Here is a 20,884-nt window from a genome sequence, read left to right as displayed (position 1 = left end):
ACTCTATTGAACTGGATCAATAGGGAGCGTTAAAGTGACGGTATGACAAGGTCAGAAGGCTTATAAGTCAGAAGTATGTCAATATGCGCCGTTTTTTTGACCGAATGGCTCAAAATAGCAAATATAGAGAGTGTTTATCTTAGCCACGCTGAGTAGAATGGGGCTATGGGTTAAACTCGACCAAATTGAAGAAAGGTAGGCGAACATGTCTTTTGAAGTACTAGAACAACTAGAAGCAAAAATCCAAACAGCAGTAGACACCATTGCACTGCTTCAGATGGAAGTAGAAGAGCTAAAAGAAGAAAAAGAAAAGCTAGCTAGCGAAGCGAATGAGCTACGTTCAAACCGTGAAGCGCTTGAGCAAAAAGCACAGCAAATGCAGCAAGAGCACGCGGCATGGCAAGATCGCATCCGTAATCTACTTGGTAAAATGGATGAAGTTGAGTAATCAACAACAAGCCTTTTATTACAACAAAAACGCCAGCGTCATGCTGGCGTTTTTGTTTTTCGAGAGAATTAATTTAGCTCAAGCTTTTGGTCGTACACCTAGGGTGTGGCACAGAGCATAGGTCATTTCTGCTCGGTTTAGTGTGTAGAAGTGGAAGTCCTTTACGCCTTCGCGGCTTAACACACGCACCATATCAATTGCTTGGCTTGCACCAACCAGTTGGCGCGTTGTTGGGTCATCATCCAGACCTTCAAATTGTTTTGCCATCCAGCCCGGAACTTTGACGTTATTCTGAGCAGCGAAACGAGACGCTTGCTTGAAGTTTGATACTGGAAGAATGCCCGGTACGATTTCAACATCAATGCCTGCAGCGACGCAGCGATCACGGAATCGAAGGTAGCTCTCTACATCAAAAAAGAACTGAGTGATAGCGCGGTTAGCACCGGCATCGACTTTACGTTTTAGATTCAATAGATCGGCTTGTGCGCTTTTAGCTTCAGGGTGAACTTCTGGAAAAGCCGCGACGGAAATATCAAAATCATGGCGAGATTTGAGCAGTTCCACAAGATCGGATGCATACATATCAGGTGCGCCGCCACCGGGTGGAATATCACCGCGCAGAGCAACGATGCTTTCAATGCCATTTGCCCAGTAATCGTCAGCAATTTTAATCAATTCTTCACGAGAAGCATCGATACAAGTTAGATGAGGAGCGGCTACCAGCCCTGTCTCTGACTTGATCTCTTTAATGATGGAGTGGGTACGATCACGCTCACCAGAGTTTGCTCCGTAGGTAACCGATACAAATTTTGGTTGCAGTGTTTTTAAGCGGTGAACAGAGTTCCAGAGTGTCTCTTCCATTTTTTCGCTACTTGGAGGAAAAAACTCGAAAGAAACGTTGATATCATCAGCGAGTTCCGCGATATTCTGGTTTAGTGCGTCGATATGACTGGCGTGCGTGTATCCCATCTTACTCTCCCTGTGGTAGCGTCCACTACCCAAACTTCCAAATCTTCAAACTGACGTTTAGACGTCTATATGTCCAAAGAATGTAATGAATACGTTTTAATGTCAATAATGTGATTATGAATTTTTTTCAAGTTGATAATTAAGGTAACTCAAGTTCGGGGCAGATGTTGAGTAAAATCGTCTAAATGCGAGGGAAAAGAAAAAGGCTTCGACGAATGCCAAAGCCTTTTGTATCAATTATAACAAACTAGAAAGTAGGTTGAGATCGGATTGGATTGCTCCTGCAGTGACTTCGCGCCCCGCGCCCGGCCCTCGAATAACCAGTGGATTATCTTTATACCACTTACTTTCAATCGCAAAGATGTTGTCGCATGGCAGGAGGTTCGCCAAAGCATGTTCTTTATTCAATGCTTCGACTCCAACCGTTGCCGTGCCGTTTTTCTCTAAACGTGCAATGTAACGCAGCACTTTATCTTCGCGCTGGGCTTTTTCTAACCGCTCTGCGAGCAGCTCACTTAATAGTTGGCTTTTATCAAGGAAGTCATCCAGTGATAACCCGGCTAATTCTTGCGGAACTAAGCTTTCTACTTTGACCGCTTCTGGTTCGATATCTAATCCTGACTCACGTGCGAGGATCACCAACTTTCGCATCACATCGGAGCCATCTAAGTCACTGCGAGGATCCGGCTCGGTAAGTCCTTGTTGCCAAGCAAGATCGACTAACTCTGCGAATGGAACACTGCCATCGTATTGTTGGAACAACCAAGACAAGGTGCCAGAGAAGATCCCGGAGAGTGCTAAGATTTCATCGCCACTTTCGCGCAAGTCTCTTACCGTATGGTTAATAGGTAATCCAGCACCGACGGTCGCATTGTAGAGCCAGTGACGGTTGATCTTGGCAAACGCATCTTTTACATCATGGTAATAGCGGCTAGAAGCCGAGCCAGCGACTTTGTTTGCTGATATTAGGTGCATACCTTGTTGGGCAATATCTAGGTAACGTTCAGCGAGCTCTTGGCTTGCGGTCACATCAAGTACCACGAGATCGTCATAACCCTGAATTGCTCCTAATTGCTCAATCCAAGAAAAATTCTGATATTCGATGGCTTCTTCATCGAATCGTGCCGCTACCAAATTGGCATCGATACCGTTTGGGTTATACCAATAGGTTTGGCTATCAATGACGGCTACTAACTCAAAGTTCATGCCACGACGCTTTTCTAAATCACGCTTTTGTTCCGCAAAAAGAGTTAACCAACTGGAACCTATATTTCCTTTGCCGCACAGTGCGACAGCGACGCGTTTCTGAGCTTGAAACAGCTGTGTGTGGATACCTTTAACCAAGGGTTTGGTATCGACAGTGCGTAAGACGGCAACCAGACTGAGTCCAGACTCTGACTCAGAGATAAACTCAACCGGTGCGTGCTTTAGCTGCTGATAAAACCCATAGCAATGATTCGGGTTTTTCGTCACGCCAGCCCCAACGGCTGCCACAAGCGAATAACCTTCTTTCAGTTTGATTTCTGCCTCGGTTGCTACGTCTTGTAGGTAGCTGAGTGCGCCATTCACAATTTCAGAGGTGTAAGCAAGGTTTAATGTGTGCTGATCCGTTTGAGTTTCAAAAGCAAGGGGTTCGAGCTGCGCTCGTTTTAGACCAGCTAAAACTTCCTGTTGCTGGCGGATAAAGTCATGGCCGGAAGCAAAATGCAGCCGGATCAGCATCACTTCATCAAGTGAAGAGATGATTTTTGCACCGCGGCCAGAAGCCAACACGCGTTCGATTCTGGTTGAACCGGATTCCGGCTCATAGCTGCAGCGTAAGTGACAATCCATAGTACTTTGAGCAACAGGCTGTAAAGTTCGGCTATGGAGTACTGGAGCGGCTAGACGAGCCAATTCGCTGGCTTCATCAAGGCGCAGTAAAGGAAGTAAACAAGCATCGCTGACTAATCGAGGGTCAGCGCTATAAACCCCAGCCACATCACTCCAAATGGTTACCTTGCTTGCATCAGCTAATGCACCAATAACAGTGGCGGAGTAATCAGAGCCATTACGGCCGAGTAAGACGGTATCACCACGCTCGCTTTGTGCCATAAATCCGGTGATCACGACGCGATGTTGGGCATGTTGGGCGAGGGTTTCTTTCAACAATGGGTATGACGCACCGCGGTCAACCTCAGGCTGAGTACCGGGCTCCGCTCTGAGAAAAGCGCGTGCATCTTGTGCGACGGCAGGCAGTTTGTTTTGAGTTAATAGGGCTGCCAGTAAGCGCGATGACCAAACTTCGCCATGTCCAAGCACATTGGCTTGCTCTGCTGAACTCAATGGTGCAGTAAGCTCGCCTAAAGTGCTGAACTCATCATGCAATAGTGACAGTAATTCAGTACGGGTATTGGTTGTGATCAGCGACTCAATCAATTCACTCTGAAAATGGCGCAGCTCTTGTAGCGCTTCATGTGCTAAGCGGCCATCTTTATTGAGCGCTTCGAGAAATGCAATCAATCGATTGGTGGTTTTGCCAGCCGCCGAGACCACAATCAAATCTTCGCTGTCCGAATACTCTTTTAAGATATTAGCAACTCGGCGGTAGCATGCAGGGTTTGCTAAGCTACTACCACCAAATTTATGCAATTGACGAGGCTGGCTCATTATCGGTACTCCTTCGCTTTTGCAAAGGCTTGTTGGAGATCATCGATTAGATCCTGCGCATCTTCTAGGCCAACGGATAAGCGCAGCAATTGTTGAGAAACCCCCGCTTCGGCCAGTGCCTCTTCACCCATTGCGCGGTGCGTCATGGACGCTGGATGACAAATCAAACTTTCTACGCCACCTAAAGATTCTGCAAGAGAGAAGAGCTCCAGCTCGCTAACAAAGAATTTTAGTTGCTCAAAGCTGCCTGCAAATTCGAAACTTAACATTGAACCAAAACCAGATTGCTGTTTCTTTGCAATGTCGTGGCCAGGATGATTTGGCAGGCTAGGGTGGTAGATGGTGCCAACGAGTTCCTGTTGTTGTAGGTAATTAAGAATATCACGAGAGCTCTCTTCGTGAACGCGCATACGTGCGCCTAATGTACGTATACCGCGCAGAGTCATATAGCTATCAAACGGTGTTCCGGTGGCGCCAATGCAGTTACCCCACCAAGCTAGCTCTTCCGCGTGTTCTTCGGTTTTAGTGATCACCACGCCACCAATGACATCGGAATGGCCATTGATGTACTTGGTGGTTGAATGAATAACAAAATCAGCACCTAGCTCGAGGGGCTTTTGGAATACAGGAGTCAAAAAGGTGTTATCGACCGCAACCAATGCGCCAACTTGTTTGGCTTGCTCGCATACTTTCGCGATATCGACAACGCGCACCAAGGGGTTGGAAGGAGTTTCAAGTAAAATCAATTTAGGCTTAAGAGCAATAGCGGCTTCGAATGCTTGTTCATCTGATTGATCAACAAACAAGACCTTAAAGTCGCCTTTTTGTGAGCGTGTATTGAACAGGCGGTATGTGCCACCGTAGCAGTCGTGAGGCGCGACGATCAGATCGTCAGGGCCAAGAAAGGCGGAGACCCACAAGTTTAAGGCAGAGGTTCCACAATTGGTTACCACGGCGCCTTTACCTGACTCCAGCTCAAACAAAGCGGTTTCTAACAGGCCACGATTGGGGTTACCCGAGCGGGTGTAATCGTATGTCGGCACTTCACCAAAGGCGGGAAATCCATAATTTGTCGAGAGGTAAATAGGTGGCACAACGGCATGATGTTGAGTGTCGGACTCGATACCAGTACGTACCGCGATAGTGGCTGGTTTGCGGGTGCTCATAGATGTTTCCTTTCGAACTGTGGTGATTTTTAAACAGTAATACGTTGCAACTTTGCTGAATTTGGTTATACCTGTTAACAGCAAATCACGTATTCTTAATCCTTATCTCACAACTTTACTTCTCAAAAATGAAGACGTCAACACTTCTAGACGTCTATATGTCTTTGCTTATAGCCTTAGATCCCGCTAAAATCTCGGTTTGTGATTTTTATATAACTGATGATAATGAAGGTGCGCAATGGCTGATTGGAATGGGGAATATATAAGCCCATACGCGGAGCATGGTAAGAAAAGTGAACAGGTGAAAAAAATTACTGTTTCTATTCCTTTGAAAGTGCTGAAGGTGCTAACTGATGAGCGTACTCGCCGTCAGATCAATAACTTGCGCCACGCGACAAACAGCGAGTTGTTATGTGAAGCGTTTTTACATGCCTACACGGGTCAGCCACTGCCAACGGACGAAGATTTACGTAAAGATCGCCCAGACGATATTCCGGCAGAAGTGAAGAAACTGATGACCGAGATGGGCATTGAGTTTGAAGCGTTCGATGAAGAATAACTAACAATACGCACCGTTTTTCGCTGGAAGCCGATGTCTTGTCTATCGATAAGAACAATAAAAAACCGCTGAGACTATCAGCGGTTTTTTTATTGAGATAATTTATGCCATGTAGTTTTCTGGCATCTCAATTCGAGCCACACCTGAGTCAACCGCGGCTTGTGCGACGGCTTTAGCTACACGTGGCAGTAGGCGTGGGTCCATTGGTTTTGGAATGATGTAACCCGGACCAAATTCCAGTTTATCAACCCCTGCGGCTTTGAGCACATCAGCAGGAACTGCTTCTTTTGCTAGCTCACGGATCGCATCAACTGCAGCGAGTTTCATCTCATCATTAATTTCACTGGCACGAACATCCAATGCGCCGCGGAAGATGAATGGGAAGCACAATACATTATTCACTTGGTTTGGATAGTCTGAGCGGCCTGTTCCCATAATCAGGTCATCACGTACTTCGTGTGCCAGTTCTGGTTTGATCTCTGGATCTGGGTTTGAGCAGGCGAAGACGACTGGTTTGTCTGCCATTAGCTTCAAAGCTTCGGCTGGAAGCAGATTTGGACCAGATACGCCTAAGAACAGATCGGCACCTTCAATGACATCTTCCAGTGTGCGTTTGTCTGTGTTGTTCGCAAATAGTTGCTTGTATTCGTTCAAGTCATCGCGGCGAGTGTGGATAACACCTTTACGGTCAAGCATGTAGATTTTTTCACGCATTGCACCACATTTTATCAGTAGCTCCATACATGCCACGGCTGCCGCACCAGCACCTAAACAGACGATCGTTGCTTCTTCAAGCTTTTTACCCTGAAGCTCAATTGCATTAAGCATACCTGCTGCCGTAACGATCGCTGTACCGTGCTGGTCGTCATGGAAAACAGGGACATCGCAGCGTTCAATCAAACGCTTTTCAATTTCAAAACAATCTGGTGCTTTGATGTCTTCGAGGTTAATGCCACCAAACGTGTCTGCAATGTTAGCGACGGTATCGACGAACTCATCGATAGTACGGTGCTTAACTTCAATGTCAATCGAGTCTAGACCTGCAAAGCGCTTAAATAATAGCGATTTGCCTTCCATCACTGGTTTTGATGCCAGTGGCCCAAGGTTGCCAAGACCAAGAATCGCAGTACCATTTGAGATCACTGCAACCATGTTACCTTTCGCCGTGTACTTATAAACGTTATCTGCATTTTGTGCGATTTCACGCACTGGCTCAGCAACGCCTGGGCTGTACGCCAATGCCAGATCATTCGCTGTTTCAGCAGGCTTGGTCAGTTCAACGGCAATCTTACCCGCGGTTGGGTAAGCATGGTAATCCAGAGCCTGTTGGCGGAATTGTTCTTCTGGGCTCAGTTCTTGGTGGTTGTCATCGGACATAGATGTGGGTACTCGTTTGACTTTATGATTAACAAGGGAGTTCATTCTAGTAGAAGCCAGTCAAGCTGCAAAGGTAAGAATGCGACTCATATCAGCAAAATGCGCAGACTCTCTACAGATTAGACCAGATTTATTGCGATTGGATGATGGGCGAGGGGAAAGTGAGAAAGAAATGAGTGATATAGGGATCAAAAAAGGACGCCGTAGCGTCCTTTTCAATTTTAGCTATAAAGCAGAAATTATTTCTTGCTTGATAGAGCACCGAAACGCTTGTTGAAGCGATCAACACGGCCGCCTGTATCAACGATACGTTGCTTACCAGTGTAGAATGGGTGACATTTGTCACATACGTCTAGGTGGATAGACTCTTTAGCTAGAGTTGATTTGAACTCAAAAGAGTTACCGCAAGAACAAGTTGCGTTAACTGCTTTGTATTCTGGGTGAATACCTACTTTCATGGGAAAACCTCAAATTCAGGCCGTGTCGCTATCCGAATCTCAGCCGGACACCACACGTAGTTAATAAAAAATAGCATCGTGATACCGCTTTCTGGTTTAAAAAAACAGCAAGCCATATCACTAAGGCGCGATATAGTAATGAATCATGGTGATTCGATCAACCAATTTGCTAATTATTTCGCCACTTTTTTCACCAAATTTTATTTTCACACAGCGCCATCAATCCATTAGACTGTGTTTTCGTAAATATAGTAATGAGTTAAGCGATTCTTATGCGACCAACCATAGCTCGCGTTGCCTTGCCTGTCCCTTTAGATAAGCAATTCGACTACCTGATCCCGCCATCCCAATTTCCTATTATTGGTGGACGTGTATCAGTGCCTTTTGGTCGCCAGACTTTAGTTGGGATCGTTGTATCGCTGGTTCATCAGTCAGATTTTCCTGTTGAACAGCTTAAACCAATCAAACATGTACTGGATAATGCGCCACTTTGGCCTGACGAGCTCTACAGTTTATTGCAATGGTGCAGTTTGTTTTACCAATACCCGCTCGGGGAAACGCTGTGCAATGCGATGCCAGCAGCATTACGGAAAGGGAAACCCGCGGATTTTGCCACCTTGGTTGAATGGCAATTGACGACGATGGGACGCGATCAATTGATGCAAGGGTTTGGTCGTGCGGTAAAGCAAGCGAAAGTGATGCATCTTCTCGAACATGGGCCTGTCGCGCATCAAACTTTTATTAATGAAGAAATTACTACAAGTGTACTGAAAACCTTGCAAGAAAAAGGTTGGATCGAATCGGTAGACAAGAAGCCTACTCGCCAACGCTGGTCCGCTCAGGTGGAAGCTGACGTTGATAAACCTAAGCTGAACCAAGAACAAGCAGTCGCCATTGCCAGCGTAAATAGCCAAGATGGCTTTGGTTGTTACTTGTTGGAAGGGGTGACGGGATCGGGCAAAACCGAAGTCTACCTCAACTTAATCAAACCAGTTTTAGAGAAAGGGCGACAAGCGCTTATTTTGGTACCCGAGATTGGCTTAACGCCCCAAACCATCAACCGCTTTCGAAGCCGCTTTTCTGTTCCCGTGGAAGTGATTCATTCCGGGTTGAATGATACCGAGCGTTTGAATGCTTGGTTATGTGCTCGTGATCGGCAAGCTGGCATCGTGATTGGTACCCGTTCTGCTTTGCTCACCCCTTTTGCTGATTTAGGTATTATCATTGTTGATGAAGAGCATGATGCCTCTTATAAACAGCAAGACAGTCTGCGCTATCACGCCAGAGATGTGGCCGTGATGCGGGCAAACAAAGAGCAAATCCCAATCGTATTGGGCTCTGCCACGCCTGCGTTAGAAACGTTGCACAATGCTTTGAGCGGCAAATACCATCATCTGCACTTAACCCAGCGCGCCGGTGTCGCGGTACCAACCACGAATAAAGTTTTAGACGTTAAAGGCATGTATCTCGAAAGCGGTTTATCAGCGCCGTTGATTGCAGAAATGCGTCGTCATCTCAAGGCGGGTAATCAGGTGATGTTGTTCCTAAACCGCCGGGGGTTCTCTCCCGCTTTAATGTGTCATGAGTGTGGCTGGATTGCAGAATGTAAACGCTGTGATGCTTATTACACCTACCATCAGTACTCAAATGAAATCCGCTGCCATCATTGTGGTTCCCAGCAACCCATTATTCACCAGTGTCAGGGATGTGGTTCTACCAATTTAGTGACGGTTGGGGTGGGAACCGAACAGTTGGAGAATCAACTAGAGAGCTTGTTTCCAGAATACAAAACGGTGCGAATCGATCGTGACAGTACCCGTAGAAAAGGCAGCCTCGAAAGTGCATTGAGTGCGATACGCAAAGGGGAGTATCAAATTTTGATCGGTACTCAGATGCTGGCAAAAGGGCACCATTTTCCCAATGTGACGTTGGTGGCTCTGTTGGATGTCGATGGCTCCTTATACAGCAGTGACTTCAGAGCATCGGAGCGGTTAGCGCAACTGTTTATTCAGGTTGCGGGGCGAGCCGGTCGTGCCAGTAAGCCAGGAGAAGTGGTACTGCAGACGCATCACCCAGAACATAGTTTATTGCAGGCATTGCTGAATAAAAGCTACCGTTCATTTGCTGAAACGGCGTTGCAAGAGCGTCAACTGGCCATGTTACCTCCTTATACTTTCTTAACGCTATTTCGTGCCGAGGCGAACCAGTCGCCATTGGTGGAAGCGTTCCTACGTCAAGTCCGCCATACCTTAGAGTCCCATCCTTTGTTTGATGATGCCTGTATGGTGCTCGGGCCAACGCCAGCCCCACTCGCTAAACGGGCAGGTAAATTCCGCTGGCAATTGTTATTGCAAACGCAAAATCGCTCGTTAATGCAAAAATTACTGACCAGTGCTAGGCCTGTTATCCAGATGCTACCGGACGCAAAGAAAGTGCGTTGGTCATTAGATATTGAACCGCAAGATTTGAGCTAATGAAGTGATGAAAGTCGCTAGGGCTCGATTTCGGGCATTTTTCATTTATTTGTGATTGATATCTCACTTGCGACGCAATTTTTGTTAATCTCCCCGTAACTTTATGTTTCGAAATGAATAAACTAGGGGCGCTAGTACAAAACATGTACGGTATCTCGATAAAGTAAACGATTGCTTATTAGTGGTCGAACACAATTAGAGTGGGTTTGAACTCATCACTTTTCATTGATTAGTTTGGGTGGCAGGTGCTGCCGTATTGGGAAATTAAGAGGGTTATTTTTTTATGGCGACAATGAAGGATGTTGCCCAGCTCGCAGGAGTCTCAACAGCGACAGTATCTAGAGCGCTGATGAATCCGGAAAAAGTCTCTTCTGCTACCAGAAAGCGAGTAGAAGATGCAGTATTAGAAGCTGGCTATTCACCAAACTCTTTGGCGCGTAACTTGCGCCGGAATGAATCAAAAACGATCATCGCTATCATTCCTGATATTTGTGATCCTTATTACACGGAAATTATTCGCGGTATTGAAGATGCTGCCATGGAACACGGCTACATTGTGTTACTTGGTGATAGCGGTCAGCAAAAAAAGCGAGAAAGTTCATTTGTGAACCTCGTCTTTACCAAACAAGCTGATGGCATGCTGCTACTGGGAACCGATCTACCTTTTGATGTCAGCAAACCAGAGCAAAAGAACCTGCCACCAATGGTGATGGCGTGTGAGTTTGCCCCTGAACTGGAGCTGCCTACCGTCCATATTGATAATCTCACATCAGCATTTGAAGCGGTCAATTACTTAACTCAACTTGGCCACAAACGTGTGGCTCAGCTTTCTGGGCCTGAGTCAGCGGTACTATGCCAATTCCGTCATCAGGGATACCAGCAGGCGCTGCGCCGCGCTGGTATTACCATGAATCCAACGTACTGCACGTACGGTAACTTCTCTTTTGAAGACGGTGCCAAAGCGGTGCGTCACTTGTTAGCTTTACCAGAGCCGCCAACGGCTATTTTCTGTCACAATGACGCGATGGCCATTGGTGCGATTCAAGAAGCGAAGAAGTTAGGATTGCGCGTGCCTCAAGATCTTTCAGTGGTGGGCTTTGATGATATTCATTTTGCGCAATATTGCGATCCACCGCTAACCACTATTTCCCAACCTCGTTATGAAATTGGCCGTCAGGCGATGCTGATGATGTTGGAGCTTTTACGTGGTCATGACGTTCGTGCTGGCTCTCGTTTGCTCGAAACCAGTTTAGTGGTGCGCGAAAGTGCAGCACCTCCTCGTGTGATTTAATCAAAAAAGATTCAGCGGCGCATTTTGATGCGCCGCTTCCATATCAGCTCTGTAATCCCTGAGCAATCTGCATTAACATGTGTAGCAGTGTTTTTTACTCAGACGTAAACTAGTGGCAAATAAAGATTATGTAAGGCGCGGTCGCGGTAACAGCAAGCCGCCTGCGAAGAAAAAGAAACAAGCCCCACGTCGCAAACCTTGGCGTAGCGGCCTGTTAGCGATCTCTTTGGTCGGTGTGTTTGGTTATGGTTTATACACCTTAAGTCAGGATCCTGAGCCGCCAGCACCTGTTGCTGAAACCGAGCCTGTTTCAAAACCGAAACCTAAGCCAGAAAAAGTGATCCCACCTCCACCAGAAGAGAAGTGGGATTACGTCGACACCTTGCCAAATCGTCAGGTTGAGGTGAAGGCGAAAGAGCAAGTGGTTTCAGATATCCCATATATCATGCAGTGTGGTGCTTATAAGAATAAGCAGCAAGCTGAAGAGCGAAAAGCATTGATTGCCTTCCAAGGGATCAAGAGCCACATTCGTAAAAAAGAAGACAGCAGCTGGTACCGTGTGGTGCTTGGGCCATATAAATTTAAGCGTGATGCCGAGCGAGATAAGCACAAGCTTCAGCGCGCTAAGATTGAGCCTTGTGCCATTTGGAAAGATCAGTAATCTCCTATTCAAAACGGACTCTTCGGAGTCCGTTTTTTTATTCATCTTATTGCGCGATGCCAGATGACTCCTCTAGAGGCTGCGTATCCTTCCCCCTTGATTTTTTGCGCTGTCATCCTCATATAGTTTTTAACTCCAAAGTGAAAACAAATTAAGAGGTCGACTCGTGACTACTATTGTATCTGTACGTCGAAATAACAAAGTTGTCATCGCAGGTGATGGACAAGTATCGCTGGGTAATACCGTGATGAAAGGTAATGCGCGTAAAGTGCGTCGCTTGTACAACAATAAAGTTCTAGCGGGTTTTGCTGGTGGTACCGCCGATGCTTTCACACTGTTTGAGAAGTTTGAAAGCAAGCTACAAATGCATCAAGGCCACCTAACTAAAGCGGCGGTTGAACTGGCCAAAGATTGGCGTAGTGATCGTGCGCTGCGTAAATTGGAAGCACTACTGGCTGTAGCGGATGAAACGGCATCTTTGATCATTACTGGTAATGGCGATGTGGTTCAGCCTGAAAATGATTTGATTGCAATCGGCTCAGGAGGCAACTTCGCTCAAGCGGCAGCAACTGCATTGCTTGAAAATACAGAATTAGACGCTCGTGAGATCGCCGAGAAATCACTGACCATTGCGGGTGATATCTGTGTATTCACCAACCATCACCACACTATCGAAGAACTAGAAATCCCGGCTGCTCAAGCAGAGTAAGTAACGGCTAAAAAGCAAAGATAGTGCTAACAGAATTTAAGGAATTGAATTATGTCTGAAATGACTCCTCGCGAAATTGTTCACGAGCTTAACCGCCATATCATTGGTCAAGAAAATGCGAAGCGTTCCGTAGCGATCGCGCTGCGTAACCGCTGGCGTCGTATGCAGCTTGAAGAGAGCTTGCGTGTCGAAGTCACGCCAAAGAATATCCTAATGATTGGTCCAACGGGTGTGGGTAAAACCGAAATTGCTCGTCGTTTGGCTAAACTGGCGAATGCTCCGTTTATTAAGGTGGAAGCGACCAAGTTTACAGAAGTCGGTTATGTGGGTAAGGAAGTCGAAACCATCATCCGCGATCTAACTGATGTCGCGATTAAAATGACTCACCAACAAGCGATGGAAAAAGTGAAATTCCGCGCTGAAGAGCAAGCCGAAGAGCGCATTCTTGATGCACTACTGCCGCCAGCACGTGATGCTTGGGGTCAGAATGAGCAACAAGATGAAAGCTCATCAAACACGCGTCAGGTTTTCCGTAAGAAGTTACGTGAAGGTAAGCTAGACGACAAAGAGATTGAAATCGATGTTGCTGCGCCGCAAATGGGCGTAGAGATCATGGCGCCTCCTGGTATGGAAGAAATGACCAACCAGCTTCAAGGTATGTTCCAAAACCTTGCGGGTGATACCAAGAAAAAGCGCAAGATGAAAATCAAAGAAGCCTTTAAGGCTTTGACTGAGGAAGAAGCGGCGAAGCTAGTGAATCAGGAAGAGCTGAAAGAGCAAGCGATTTTCAATGTGGAAAACAACGGTATCGTCTTTATCGATGAAATCGATAAGATCTGTAAGCGCGGTGAAAGCTCGGGTCCTGATGTTTCTCGTGAAGGTGTTCAACGTGACTTACTGCCGTTAATTGAAGGCAGCACGGTATCAACGAAGCACGGTATGGTGAAAACGGATCACATCCTATTTGTTGCATCTGGTGCATTCCAAGTGGCGAAACCGTCTGACTTGATCCCTGAGCTGCAAGGTCGCCTGCCAATTCGTGTTGAACTTGAAGCGCTATCAAGCAATGACTTTAAACGCATTCTGACTGAACCAAAAGCCTCTCTGACTGAGCAATATGTTGCGTTAATGAAGACGGAAGAAGTGGATATCGAATTTACTGAAGAAGGTATCACTCAGATCGCGGAAGCTGCATGGACCGTTAATGAAACGACAGAAAACATCGGTGCGCGTCGTCTGCATACGGTGATGGAGCGCTTAATGGATGAGATCTCATTTGAAGCGACGGATAAAGCGGGTTCTAAGCTAATGATTGATGCTGAGTACGTGAAAGCGAAACTTGGTGACACGATTGAAGATGAAGATTTAAGCCGCTTTATTCTTTAGAGTTCAATGTAATTTTAAAGCCCGCTCAAGTGAGCGGGCTTTTTTATTGCTGTGATATAACACGCTGTTTTTACTATTTTTATTTTGTTTTGCTAGAGCAGGAGTGAATGGTTTTTTGTTTTACATCAGAACTATCTGTATATAAAAACATCGATAATGTAGTGTGCAAGTAGCATTTTTCTCTGTATGATGGCTCGCTTTTATGATCGTCCTCACATTCTTGATAGGTTTGAGAGGTAAATACGCCTAACCCGATTTTCGGGCCATGAAAAGCGAGACTCTAATGTCTAGAGCCAGTTTGGCGGCAGGGACTTCCTGCGTTTCTGATGTCGATAATTCGACAACTCCTTGTGATCCTTCCACGAAAAAAAATATCCGCTCGCAATTAGAGCTCTCTAATCCGGTATTGTGGCTCAGTGGTAGCTTTCTTTCTCTTTTTGTTTTACTTGCCCTGTTTGATGCAGAGCTGCTGACATCACTCGTGAATAGCGGCTTTGGCTATGCGACTCAATATTTCGGTGGTTACTGGCAGATCTTGCTGCTGGTTAATTTTGTGATTGGATTATGTATTGCTTTAGGGCAGACGGGCTACGTGCGCCTTGGGGGGCTTGATACTCCCGAGGTAGAAACCTTTAAATGGCTGTCTATCCTGCTTTGTACGCTTCTGGCTGGAGGCGGTGTTTTTTGGGCAGCAGCTGAGCCGATCGCCCACTATGTCTCTGCACCACCAATTTATGGTAATGATACGCCTCGTGAGATGGCGATTAATGCATTGTCTCAGTCGTTTATGCATTGGGGATTTCTTGCTTGGGCGGTTCTTGGCTCACTTTCTTCCATCGTCTTGATGTACCTTCATTACGAGAAAGGCTTACCTCTAAAACCACGAACTTTACTGTATCCTGTGTTTGGTCAACGTGCGCTGCATGGTTGGCTCGGCAATGCGGTGGATGCGTTAAGTATTATCGCAGTGGCTGCCGGAACCATCGGACCAATCGGCTTTCTTGGCTTACAAATCAGCTACGCTCTGAATGCGTTGTTCGGAATCCCGGATGAGCTAACGACCCAAATCGTGGTGGTGTTGTTTGCAATGGCAATCTATACCTTGTCAGCGCTGAGTGGTTTGAGTAAAGGGATCCAGATTGTTAGTCGTTATAACATCATGCTGTCATTGGCGTTGGTGATCTTTATGCTGATAGCCGGACCGACTAATTTCATTGTTGATGGCTATATTCAAGGCGTTGGGCGTATGATTGATAATTTCGTTCCGATGTCTTTATATCGGGGTGATACGGAATGGCTTGGCTGGTGGACGGTTTTCTTCTGGGGATGGTTCATTGGTTATGCGCCGATGATGGCTATTTTTATCGCAAGAATTTCACGAGGCCGAACCATTCGACAGTTAATTTTAGCCATTAGTATTGCGGCTCCATTGATCACTTGTTTTTGGTTCAGTATTGTTGGTGGCAGTGGGCTAGCATTTGAGTTAGCTAACCCGGGTAGCATTAAAGCTGGCTTTGAAGGTTTTAACTTGCCAGGGGCGCTACTGGCTATCACTCAGCAATTGCCATTTTCACTGTTGATTTCGATCCTATTTCTGATTTTAACCACGACCTTTATTGTCACCACTGGTGACTCGATGACGTACACCATCAGCGTAGTGATGACCGGCACTAGCCGACCAAATGCATTGATCCGCTCATTCTGGGGGATTGTGATGGGGGCGGTTGCCATTGTGTTGATTTCGATGGGAGAGGGAGGGATTTCTGCACTTCAATCGTTTATTGTGATCACGGCAGTGCCTGCGTCTTTCATTATTTTACCGTCATTGTGGATGGCACCTAAAGTTGCTCATCAGATGGCAAAGAAACAGAATTTATTGTAAGCGTGAACAAAAAAGTCCTCCCAATTGGGAGGACTTTTTTTATGCGTGGCACTTGAGCTTAGATCATAAAGATAAAGATCACCGCCAGTGCAGAGATAAGGCCGGCAAATGCGTAGCACGCAATTTTACCTGCAATACCAGTGTGGAACTTAAGATCGTGCATGCCATGGTGTACACGGTGCATCGCATGCCACATTGGTAGCGCGAGCGTACCAATGATAAACAGTGCGCCAATAATGCTCGTAGCAAAATCAGTGACGCGTTCGTAGCTCAACGCCTCAGCATCAATTACACCCATAGGTACTAAGATACCAAGCACCAAAATAGTGACTGGTGTGATCATAGCGAACCAGCTACCGCCAGCCCCAAACAGACCCCACCATACCGGTTCATCAGAGCGTTTAGGAGCTCGGTCTACTTTGTAATTCGTATTCATCGTTCGAACTCCTTACACAACAACAAGAACAATCAGAGAAATGAAAGCAACCGCTGCCCATTGAGCAAGTACGATAAGCTTCTTATCTACTGGTTTACCTTTCAGGCGCATTGGCATTACCTGAGGCATCATGCTGAAGAATGTTTGAGCATGGAACAAACTGCCCGCTAACGCGACGATGTTAATTGCGATCACGATAGGGTTAGCCATGAAGTCTAACCAACCTTGCCACGCTTCAGGACCTTTCACTAACGAGCCTAAACCGAAAGTCAGGAAAATAGTGAATAGGATCAATGGAAGCACGGTTGCTTCACGCAGCATGTAAAAGCGGTAGAATGGATGATCTTTCCACCAAGTACGTTTTACTTCACGAACGTAGGGTTTACGGTTACTCATCCTTATGCCTCCTCTTTTGCTGGTGTGCCGTCAGGCTTAAGCATGGCGATAACAAAGTCCATTGAAGACTCAATCTTGCCTTGGTTAACTGCAGCCGCAGGGTCCACATTTTTCGGGCAGACTTCAGAGCAGTAACCCACAAAGGTACAACCCCAAGCGCCGTTTTCACCGTTGATTAGGTTCATACGCTCAGCTTTACCGTTGTCACGGCTATCAAGGTTGTAACGGTGTGCTAGTGTTAGCGCAGCAGGACCGATGAACTCTGGGTTTAGACCAAACTGAGGACATGCCGCGTAGCACAGGCCACAGTTGATACAACCAGCGAACTGCTTGTATTTCGCCATTTGTTCTGGCGTTTGCAGGTTGGTGCCGTCTTCTGGTTTACGGTCATTACCAATGATGTAAGGCTTGATCGCTTCTAGGCGCTCAATGAATGGCGTCATGTCGACAATTAAGTCTTTCTCAATTGGGAAGTTTGCTAACGGTTCGATCTTCACACCATTTGGGTAATCACGTAGGAAGCTCTTACAAGCAAGCTTAGGCACGCCGTTTACCATAATGCCGCAAGAACCACAGATCGCCATACGACAAGACCAGCGGTAAGACAGATCTTTATCAAGGTTATCTTTGATGTAGCCTAGCGCATCGAGCGTTGACATGGTTTCGTCAAACGGTACTTCAAAGGTTTGAAAATGTGGTTCTGCGTCTTGCTCTGGGTCGTAACGCAGAATCTCCACTTTCTGAATGCGGTTTGCTGACATTATGCTTGCTCCTCTGCGTTATTCTCTTGCGCCGCTTTAGCCGCTTCTTCAGCTGCTGCTTTTTCTGCCGCTTCACCATATAGACGTGCTTTTGGCTGTGACTTAGTGATGGTTACACCGCTGTAGTCAATGCTTGGTGCCGCTTCTGGCTGGTAGAAAGCAAGAGAGTGTTTGAGGAAGTTCACGTCGTCACGTTCGGTACAACCATCATCTAGACGCTGGTGTGCACCACGAGATTCTTTACGTAGAATTGCAGAGTGAACCATTGCTTCTGCCACTTCTAGGCCGTAACCGACTTCGATCGCGTACAAAAGGTCAGTGTTGAATACTTTGCCTTTATCTTTGATGCTGATTTTCTTGTAACGCTCTTTCAGCTCAGTGATTTTCTCGATGGTTGCTTGCATCAAGTCTTCTTGGCGGTAGATACCACAACCCGCTTCCATGGTGTGGCCCATTTCAGTACGGATATCAGCCCAGTTTTCTTCACCTTCTTGGCTCATCAGAGCAGCAATGCGCTCTTCAACGGCTTTCACTTGAGTCGCGATAGACTCTTCGTTCCAACCTTTGAATTCTGCTGCGCGTTTCACGGCTTGTTCACCGGCAACACGACCGAATACCACGAACTCAGCCAGTGAGTTAGAACCTAGACGGTTTGCACCGTGAAGACCAACAGAGGCACATTCGCCCACTGCGAACAGACCTTTAATGCGAGTTTCACATTCGCCATTGGTTTCAATACCACCCATGGTGTAGTGAACCGTTGGACGAATTGGAATCGGCTCTTTTGCAGGGTCAACGTTCACGTATGCTTTCGCAAGCTCACAGATGAACGGTAGACGCTCTTGTAGGTACTCCTCACCAAGGTGGCGAAGGTCTAGATGCACCACATCACCAAGAGGGTGTTTGATGGTGTTGCCTTTCTGCTGTTCATGCCAGAAAGCTTGAGAAACTTTGTCACGAGGACCCAGTTCCATGTATTTGTTCTTAGGTTGACCCACTGGAGTCTCAGGGCCCATGCCGTAATCTTGTAGGTAACGGTAGCCATTTTTGTTGACGATGATACCGCCTTCACCACGACAACCTTCGGTCATCAGAATGCCTGTGCCTGGAAGACCCGTTGGGTGGTACTGAACGAATTCCATATCACGTAGAGGAACGCCGTGGCGGTACGCCATCGCCATGCCGTCGCCCGTTACAATACCGCCGTTGGTGTTACAGTGGTAAACGCGACCTGCGCCACCTGTTGCTAGCACAACCGATTTCGCTTTGATGGTTACCAGCTCACCTTCAGACATATGGATAGCGATAAGGCCTTGAACTTCGCCTTCATCAACCAACAGATCGACCACAAAATATTCATCAAAGCGTTTGATGTTGTCGTACTTCATTGATGTTTGGAACAACGTATGAAGCATGTGGAAACCAGTTTTATCAGCAGCGAACCAAGTACGCTCGACTTTCATACCGCCGAAGCGACGTACGTTGACTTCACCGTTTTCTTTACGGCTCCATGGGCAGCCCCATTGTTCCATCTGGATCATTTCGCGAGTTGCATTCTCAACGAAATATTCAACAACATCCTGTTCACATAGCCAGTCACCACCGCCAACGGTATCGTTGAAGTGATTGTCTAAGCTATCTTCATCCTTGATAACTGCTGCTGAGCCACCTTCCGCTGCGACCGTGTGAGAACGCATTGGGTAAACTTTCGAAATAAGCGCTACTTCTAAGTCCGGGTTTGCTTCAGCCGCTGCAATAGCAGTACGAAGACCAGCGCCGCCTGCGCCGATGACTGCGATATCTGTGGTGATAGTTTGCACAGTTATCCTCCAGTGAGTGTGCGGAATTATCCGCTTGTTATAGTTAGTCGGGGACTCTCCCCAAAAGTGGTAGAACTAGTGTAGAAGAGCTGCTTTTAGGAAAAATTGATGTATTTAGGTTTTTGCAGCGGAAATGCAAACGAGAGCATAGATTTTCTAGGTTATGTGATTGCAGTCACGGCATTGCGACAATAGATGATTCTGCTGTCTACTCTCTGAATCTATAGGGAATTTAACGAATCAATAGCTTGCGTCATGACCACTCATTGGATTTATCAAGTGTAACAATTCAACAACCCAGTTGGTGTTTTTGAGCTGGGATTGTTTCTCCCTTTTCTAGCGCTACAATGTGCGCTTCTTCTCTATGATAAAGATGCATCAAAATGCCTGATATGAACTGGAAACCGACCGCAACGACTGAGCAGCTAAAACAGCGCGCAAGTTTACTTCGCACCATTCGTCAATTTTTCCATGGACGTGATGTATTGGAAGTGGATACGCCAGCGATGAGCCATGCAACCGTGACGGATATTCATCTGCATACTTTTCAGACGGAATTTGTTGGCCCGGGCTATGCTGATGGCAGCAAGCTATTTTTAATGACCAGTCCTGAATTTCATATGAAGCGCTTGCTTGCCGCAGGCAGTGGTTGCATCTACCAAATCAACAAAGCTTTTCGCAATGAAGAGAATGGTCGCCATCATAATCCGGAATTCACCATGCTTGAGTGGTATCGAGTTGGTTTTGACCACCATAAATTGATGGATGAGATGGATGAACTGCTGCAATTGGTGCTGCAATGTGGCGCAGCGCAGCGCATGACTTACCAACAAGCTTTTATTGATGTGCTCGGTGTGTGTCCATTAGAAGGTTCAATGCAAGAGCTAAAATCTGTTGCTGACAAGCTCGGGCTGAGTGATATCGCTGAGCCCGAAGAAGATCGTGATACCTTGCTGCAGTTGCTATTTAGCATGGGTGTTGAAAGCAAGATAGGCCAACAGATGCCGGCATTTGTTTATGATTTTCCAGCATCACAAGCGGCACTCGCGAAAATCAACCCACACGATCATCGCGTAGCGGATCGTTTTGAGGTGTATTTCAAAGGCATTGAACTGGCTAACGGTTTCCATGAGTTAGACAACCCGCAAGAACAGCTCATGCGTTTTGAACAAGACAATAGCAAGCGTCTCGAAATGGGTTTAAAACCTCAGCCGATTGACCATCATTTGATTTCAGCTCTGGAGGCGGGGTTGCCTGAGTGTGCAGGCGTCGCACTAGGTATTGATCGCTTAATTATGTTGGCATTAGATTGTGAACATATTGACCAAGTCACGGCGTTTCCATTTCCAAGAGCATGATTTGTTAGTTAAAAATCAGTAAAGGTGTTATCTGTCATGGGTTACATCTTTTTACCATGGCTTATGCCATAGCGATCTAATTCG

At 46.5% G+C, this 20,884-nt stretch carries 18 protein-coding genes; 9 read left to right on the top strand and 9 right to left on the bottom strand.

Features of this window, described 5'->3' with window-relative positions; genetic code table 11:
• Positions 1 to 205 precede the first annotated feature (205 nt).
• Positions 206 to 448 carry a cell division protein ZapB gene (zapB, locus tag ACQEXU_RS12560; RefSeq protein WP_367987904.1) on the top strand — a complete coding sequence of 81 codons (243 nt, stop codon included), beginning with the start codon at positions 206 to 208 and terminating at the stop codon, positions 446 to 448.
• A 78-nt stretch (positions 449 to 526) separates the two neighbouring features.
• Here the strand turns inward: zapB and metF are convergent, their stop codons facing one another.
• The 3 genes from metF to ACQEXU_RS12545 form a co-directional block, all read right to left on the bottom strand.
• Positions 527 to 1,417 carry a methylenetetrahydrofolate reductase gene (metF, locus tag ACQEXU_RS12555; protein WP_367987905.1) on the bottom strand — a complete coding sequence of 297 codons (891 nt, stop codon included), beginning with the start codon at positions 1,415 to 1,417 and terminating at the stop codon, positions 527 to 529.
• A gap of 237 nt (positions 1,418 to 1,654) precedes the next feature.
• On the bottom strand, positions 1,655 to 4,066 hold the full coding sequence (locus ACQEXU_RS12550; RefSeq protein WP_427011054.1) for a bifunctional aspartate kinase/homoserine dehydrogenase II: 2,412 nt from the start codon (positions 4,064 to 4,066) through the stop codon (positions 1,655 to 1,657).
• The gene (locus ACQEXU_RS12545) at positions 4,066 to 5,232 is read right to left on the bottom strand and encodes an O-succinylhomoserine (thiol)-lyase (protein WP_367987907.1); all 1,167 of its coding nucleotides are present in this window, start codon (positions 5,230 to 5,232) and stop codon (positions 4,066 to 4,068) included. The genes ACQEXU_RS12550 and ACQEXU_RS12545 overlap by 1 nt, the downstream gene beginning before the upstream one ends.
• A gap of 238 nt (positions 5,233 to 5,470) precedes the next feature.
• On the opposite strand from ACQEXU_RS12545, the gene metJ reads away from it, so the two are divergent.
• Positions 5,471 to 5,791: a met regulon transcriptional regulator MetJ gene (gene metJ, locus ACQEXU_RS12540; RefSeq protein WP_004415993.1), complete on the top strand. Its 321-nt coding sequence runs from the start codon at positions 5,471 to 5,473 to the stop codon at positions 5,789 to 5,791.
• A 102-nt stretch (positions 5,792 to 5,893) separates the two neighbouring features.
• Here metJ and ACQEXU_RS12535 read toward each other — a convergent pair whose 3' ends face one another.
• Together ACQEXU_RS12535 and rpmE are read right to left on the bottom strand one after the other, a co-directional pair.
• Positions 5,894 to 7,168 carry a malic enzyme-like NAD(P)-binding protein gene (locus tag ACQEXU_RS12535; RefSeq protein ID WP_427011053.1) on the bottom strand — a complete coding sequence of 425 codons (1,275 nt, stop codon included), beginning with the start codon at positions 7,166 to 7,168 and terminating at the stop codon, positions 5,894 to 5,896.
• A 239-nt stretch (positions 7,169 to 7,407) separates the two neighbouring features.
• On the bottom strand, positions 7,408 to 7,626 hold the full coding sequence (rpmE, locus tag ACQEXU_RS12530) for a 50S ribosomal protein L31 (RefSeq protein WP_367987908.1): 219 nt from the start codon (positions 7,624 to 7,626) through the stop codon (positions 7,408 to 7,410).
• A 272-nt stretch (positions 7,627 to 7,898) separates the two neighbouring features.
• Here rpmE and priA point away from each other — a divergent pair, with 272 nt between their 5' ends.
• The 6 genes from priA to ACQEXU_RS12500 all read left to right on the top strand — a co-directional run bounded on the left by priA (position 7,899) and on the right by ACQEXU_RS12500 (position 16,029).
• Positions 7,899 to 10,100, top strand: a complete 2,202-nt coding sequence (gene priA / locus ACQEXU_RS12525) for a primosomal protein N' (protein ID WP_427011052.1) — start codon at positions 7,899 to 7,901, stop codon at positions 10,098 to 10,100.
• Positions 10,101 to 10,383: 283 nt separating this feature from the next.
• A complete protein-coding gene (gene cytR, locus ACQEXU_RS12520; RefSeq protein ID WP_427011051.1) occupies positions 10,384 to 11,391 on the top strand; it encodes a DNA-binding transcriptional regulator CytR in 1,008 nt (335 codons plus the stop codon).
• Positions 11,392 to 11,503: 112 nt separating this feature from the next.
• Positions 11,504 to 12,052 (top strand): cell division protein FtsN, encoded by a 549-nt coding sequence (ftsN, locus tag ACQEXU_RS12515; protein WP_367987911.1) that lies wholly within the window; start codon positions 11,504 to 11,506, stop codon positions 12,050 to 12,052.
• Positions 12,053 to 12,218: 166 nt separating this feature from the next.
• Complete coding sequence (gene hslV / locus ACQEXU_RS12510; protein ID WP_004415984.1) at positions 12,219 to 12,761, top strand: ATP-dependent protease subunit HslV; 543 nt, start codon at positions 12,219 to 12,221, stop codon at positions 12,759 to 12,761.
• A 51-nt stretch (positions 12,762 to 12,812) separates the two neighbouring features.
• Entirely contained in the window at positions 12,813 to 14,147 is a 1,335-nt protein-coding gene (gene hslU, locus ACQEXU_RS12505; RefSeq protein WP_427011050.1) for an HslU--HslV peptidase ATPase subunit, read from the top strand.
• Positions 14,148 to 14,430: 283 nt separating this feature from the next.
• Positions 14,431 to 16,029 (top strand): BCCT family transporter, encoded by a 1,599-nt coding sequence (locus ACQEXU_RS12500; protein ID WP_427011049.1) that lies wholly within the window; start codon positions 14,431 to 14,433, stop codon positions 16,027 to 16,029.
• A gap of 58 nt (positions 16,030 to 16,087) precedes the next feature.
• Here ACQEXU_RS12500 and frdD read toward each other — a convergent pair whose 3' ends face one another.
• Genes frdD through frdA form a run of 4 tightly spaced genes read right to left on the bottom strand, consistent with a single transcriptional unit; the run spans position 16,088 to position 19,442 of the window.
• Positions 16,088 to 16,465, bottom strand: a complete 378-nt coding sequence (frdD, locus tag ACQEXU_RS12495; protein WP_367987915.1) for a fumarate reductase subunit FrdD — start codon at positions 16,463 to 16,465, stop codon at positions 16,088 to 16,090.
• A 12-nt stretch (positions 16,466 to 16,477) separates the two neighbouring features.
• Complete coding sequence (gene frdC / locus ACQEXU_RS12490) at positions 16,478 to 16,861, bottom strand: fumarate reductase subunit FrdC (protein WP_367987916.1); 384 nt, start codon at positions 16,859 to 16,861, stop codon at positions 16,478 to 16,480.
• A 2-nt stretch (positions 16,862 to 16,863) separates the two neighbouring features.
• Positions 16,864 to 17,622, bottom strand: a complete 759-nt coding sequence (locus ACQEXU_RS12485; RefSeq protein WP_367987917.1) for a succinate dehydrogenase/fumarate reductase iron-sulfur subunit — start codon at positions 17,620 to 17,622, stop codon at positions 16,864 to 16,866.
• A complete protein-coding gene (gene frdA / locus ACQEXU_RS12480; RefSeq protein WP_427011048.1) occupies positions 17,622 to 19,442 on the bottom strand; it encodes a fumarate reductase (quinol) flavoprotein subunit in 1,821 nt (606 codons plus the stop codon). Before frdA ends, ACQEXU_RS12485 begins: the two co-directional genes overlap by 1 nt.
• 392 nt (positions 19,443 to 19,834) lie before the next feature.
• Here frdA and epmA point away from each other — a divergent pair, with 392 nt between their 5' ends.
• Positions 19,835 to 20,800 (top strand): elongation factor P--(R)-beta-lysine ligase, encoded by a 966-nt coding sequence (gene epmA / locus ACQEXU_RS12475; RefSeq protein WP_427011119.1) that lies wholly within the window; start codon positions 19,835 to 19,837, stop codon positions 20,798 to 20,800.
• The last annotated feature ends 84 nt before the right edge of the window (positions 20,801 to 20,884 follow it).

Origin of the sequence: Vibrio sp. TRT 21S02 (assembly GCF_050113675.1) — a bacterium.
Classification (GTDB): Bacteria; Pseudomonadota; Gammaproteobacteria; order Enterobacterales; family Vibrionaceae; genus Vibrio.
This window is presented reverse-complemented; position numbering and strand designations above follow the sequence as displayed.

Bases quoted from the DNA above. Each gene is read 5' to 3' on its own strand.
- rpmE (WP_367987908.1), bottom strand. From the start codon at position 7,626: ATGAAAGTAGGTATTCACCCAGAATACAAAGCAGTTAACGCAACTTGT.
- ACQEXU_RS12535 (WP_427011053.1), bottom strand. From the start codon at position 7,168: ATGTCCGATGACAACCACCAAGAACTGAGCCCAGAAGAACAATTCCGC.
- frdD (WP_367987915.1), bottom strand. From the start codon at position 16,465: ATGAATACGAATTACAAAGTAGACCGAGCTCCTAAACGCTCTGATGAA.
- metJ (WP_004415993.1), top strand. From the start codon at position 5,471: ATGGCTGATTGGAATGGGGAATATATAAGCCCATACGCGGAGCATGGT.
- epmA (WP_427011119.1), top strand. From the start codon at position 19,835: ATGAACTGGAAACCGACCGCAACGACTGAGCAGCTAAAACAGCGCGCA.
- priA (WP_427011052.1), top strand. From the start codon at position 7,899: ATGCGACCAACCATAGCTCGCGTTGCCTTGCCTGTCCCTTTAGATAAG.
- ACQEXU_RS12545 (WP_367987907.1), bottom strand. From the start codon at position 5,232: ATGAGCACCCGCAAACCAGCCACTATCGCGGTACGTACTGGTATCGAG.
- hslU (WP_427011050.1), top strand. From the start codon at position 12,813: ATGTCTGAAATGACTCCTCGCGAAATTGTTCACGAGCTTAACCGCCAT.
- frdC (WP_367987916.1), bottom strand. From the start codon at position 16,861: ATGAGTAACCGTAAACCCTACGTTCGTGAAGTAAAACGTACTTGGTGG.
- zapB (WP_367987904.1), top strand. From the start codon at position 206: ATGTCTTTTGAAGTACTAGAACAACTAGAAGCAAAAATCCAAACAGCA.
- ACQEXU_RS12485 (WP_367987917.1), bottom strand. From the start codon at position 17,622: ATGTCAGCAAACCGCATTCAGAAAGTGGAGATTCTGCGTTACGACCCA.
- ACQEXU_RS12500 (WP_427011049.1), top strand. From the start codon at position 14,431: ATGTCTAGAGCCAGTTTGGCGGCAGGGACTTCCTGCGTTTCTGATGTC.
- ACQEXU_RS12550 (WP_427011054.1), bottom strand. From the start codon at position 4,066: ATGAGCCAGCCTCGTCAATTGCATAAATTTGGTGGTAGTAGCTTAGCA.
- cytR (WP_427011051.1), top strand. From the start codon at position 10,384: ATGGCGACAATGAAGGATGTTGCCCAGCTCGCAGGAGTCTCAACAGCG.
- metF (WP_367987905.1), bottom strand. From the start codon at position 1,417: ATGGGATACACGCACGCCAGTCATATCGACGCACTAAACCAGAATATC.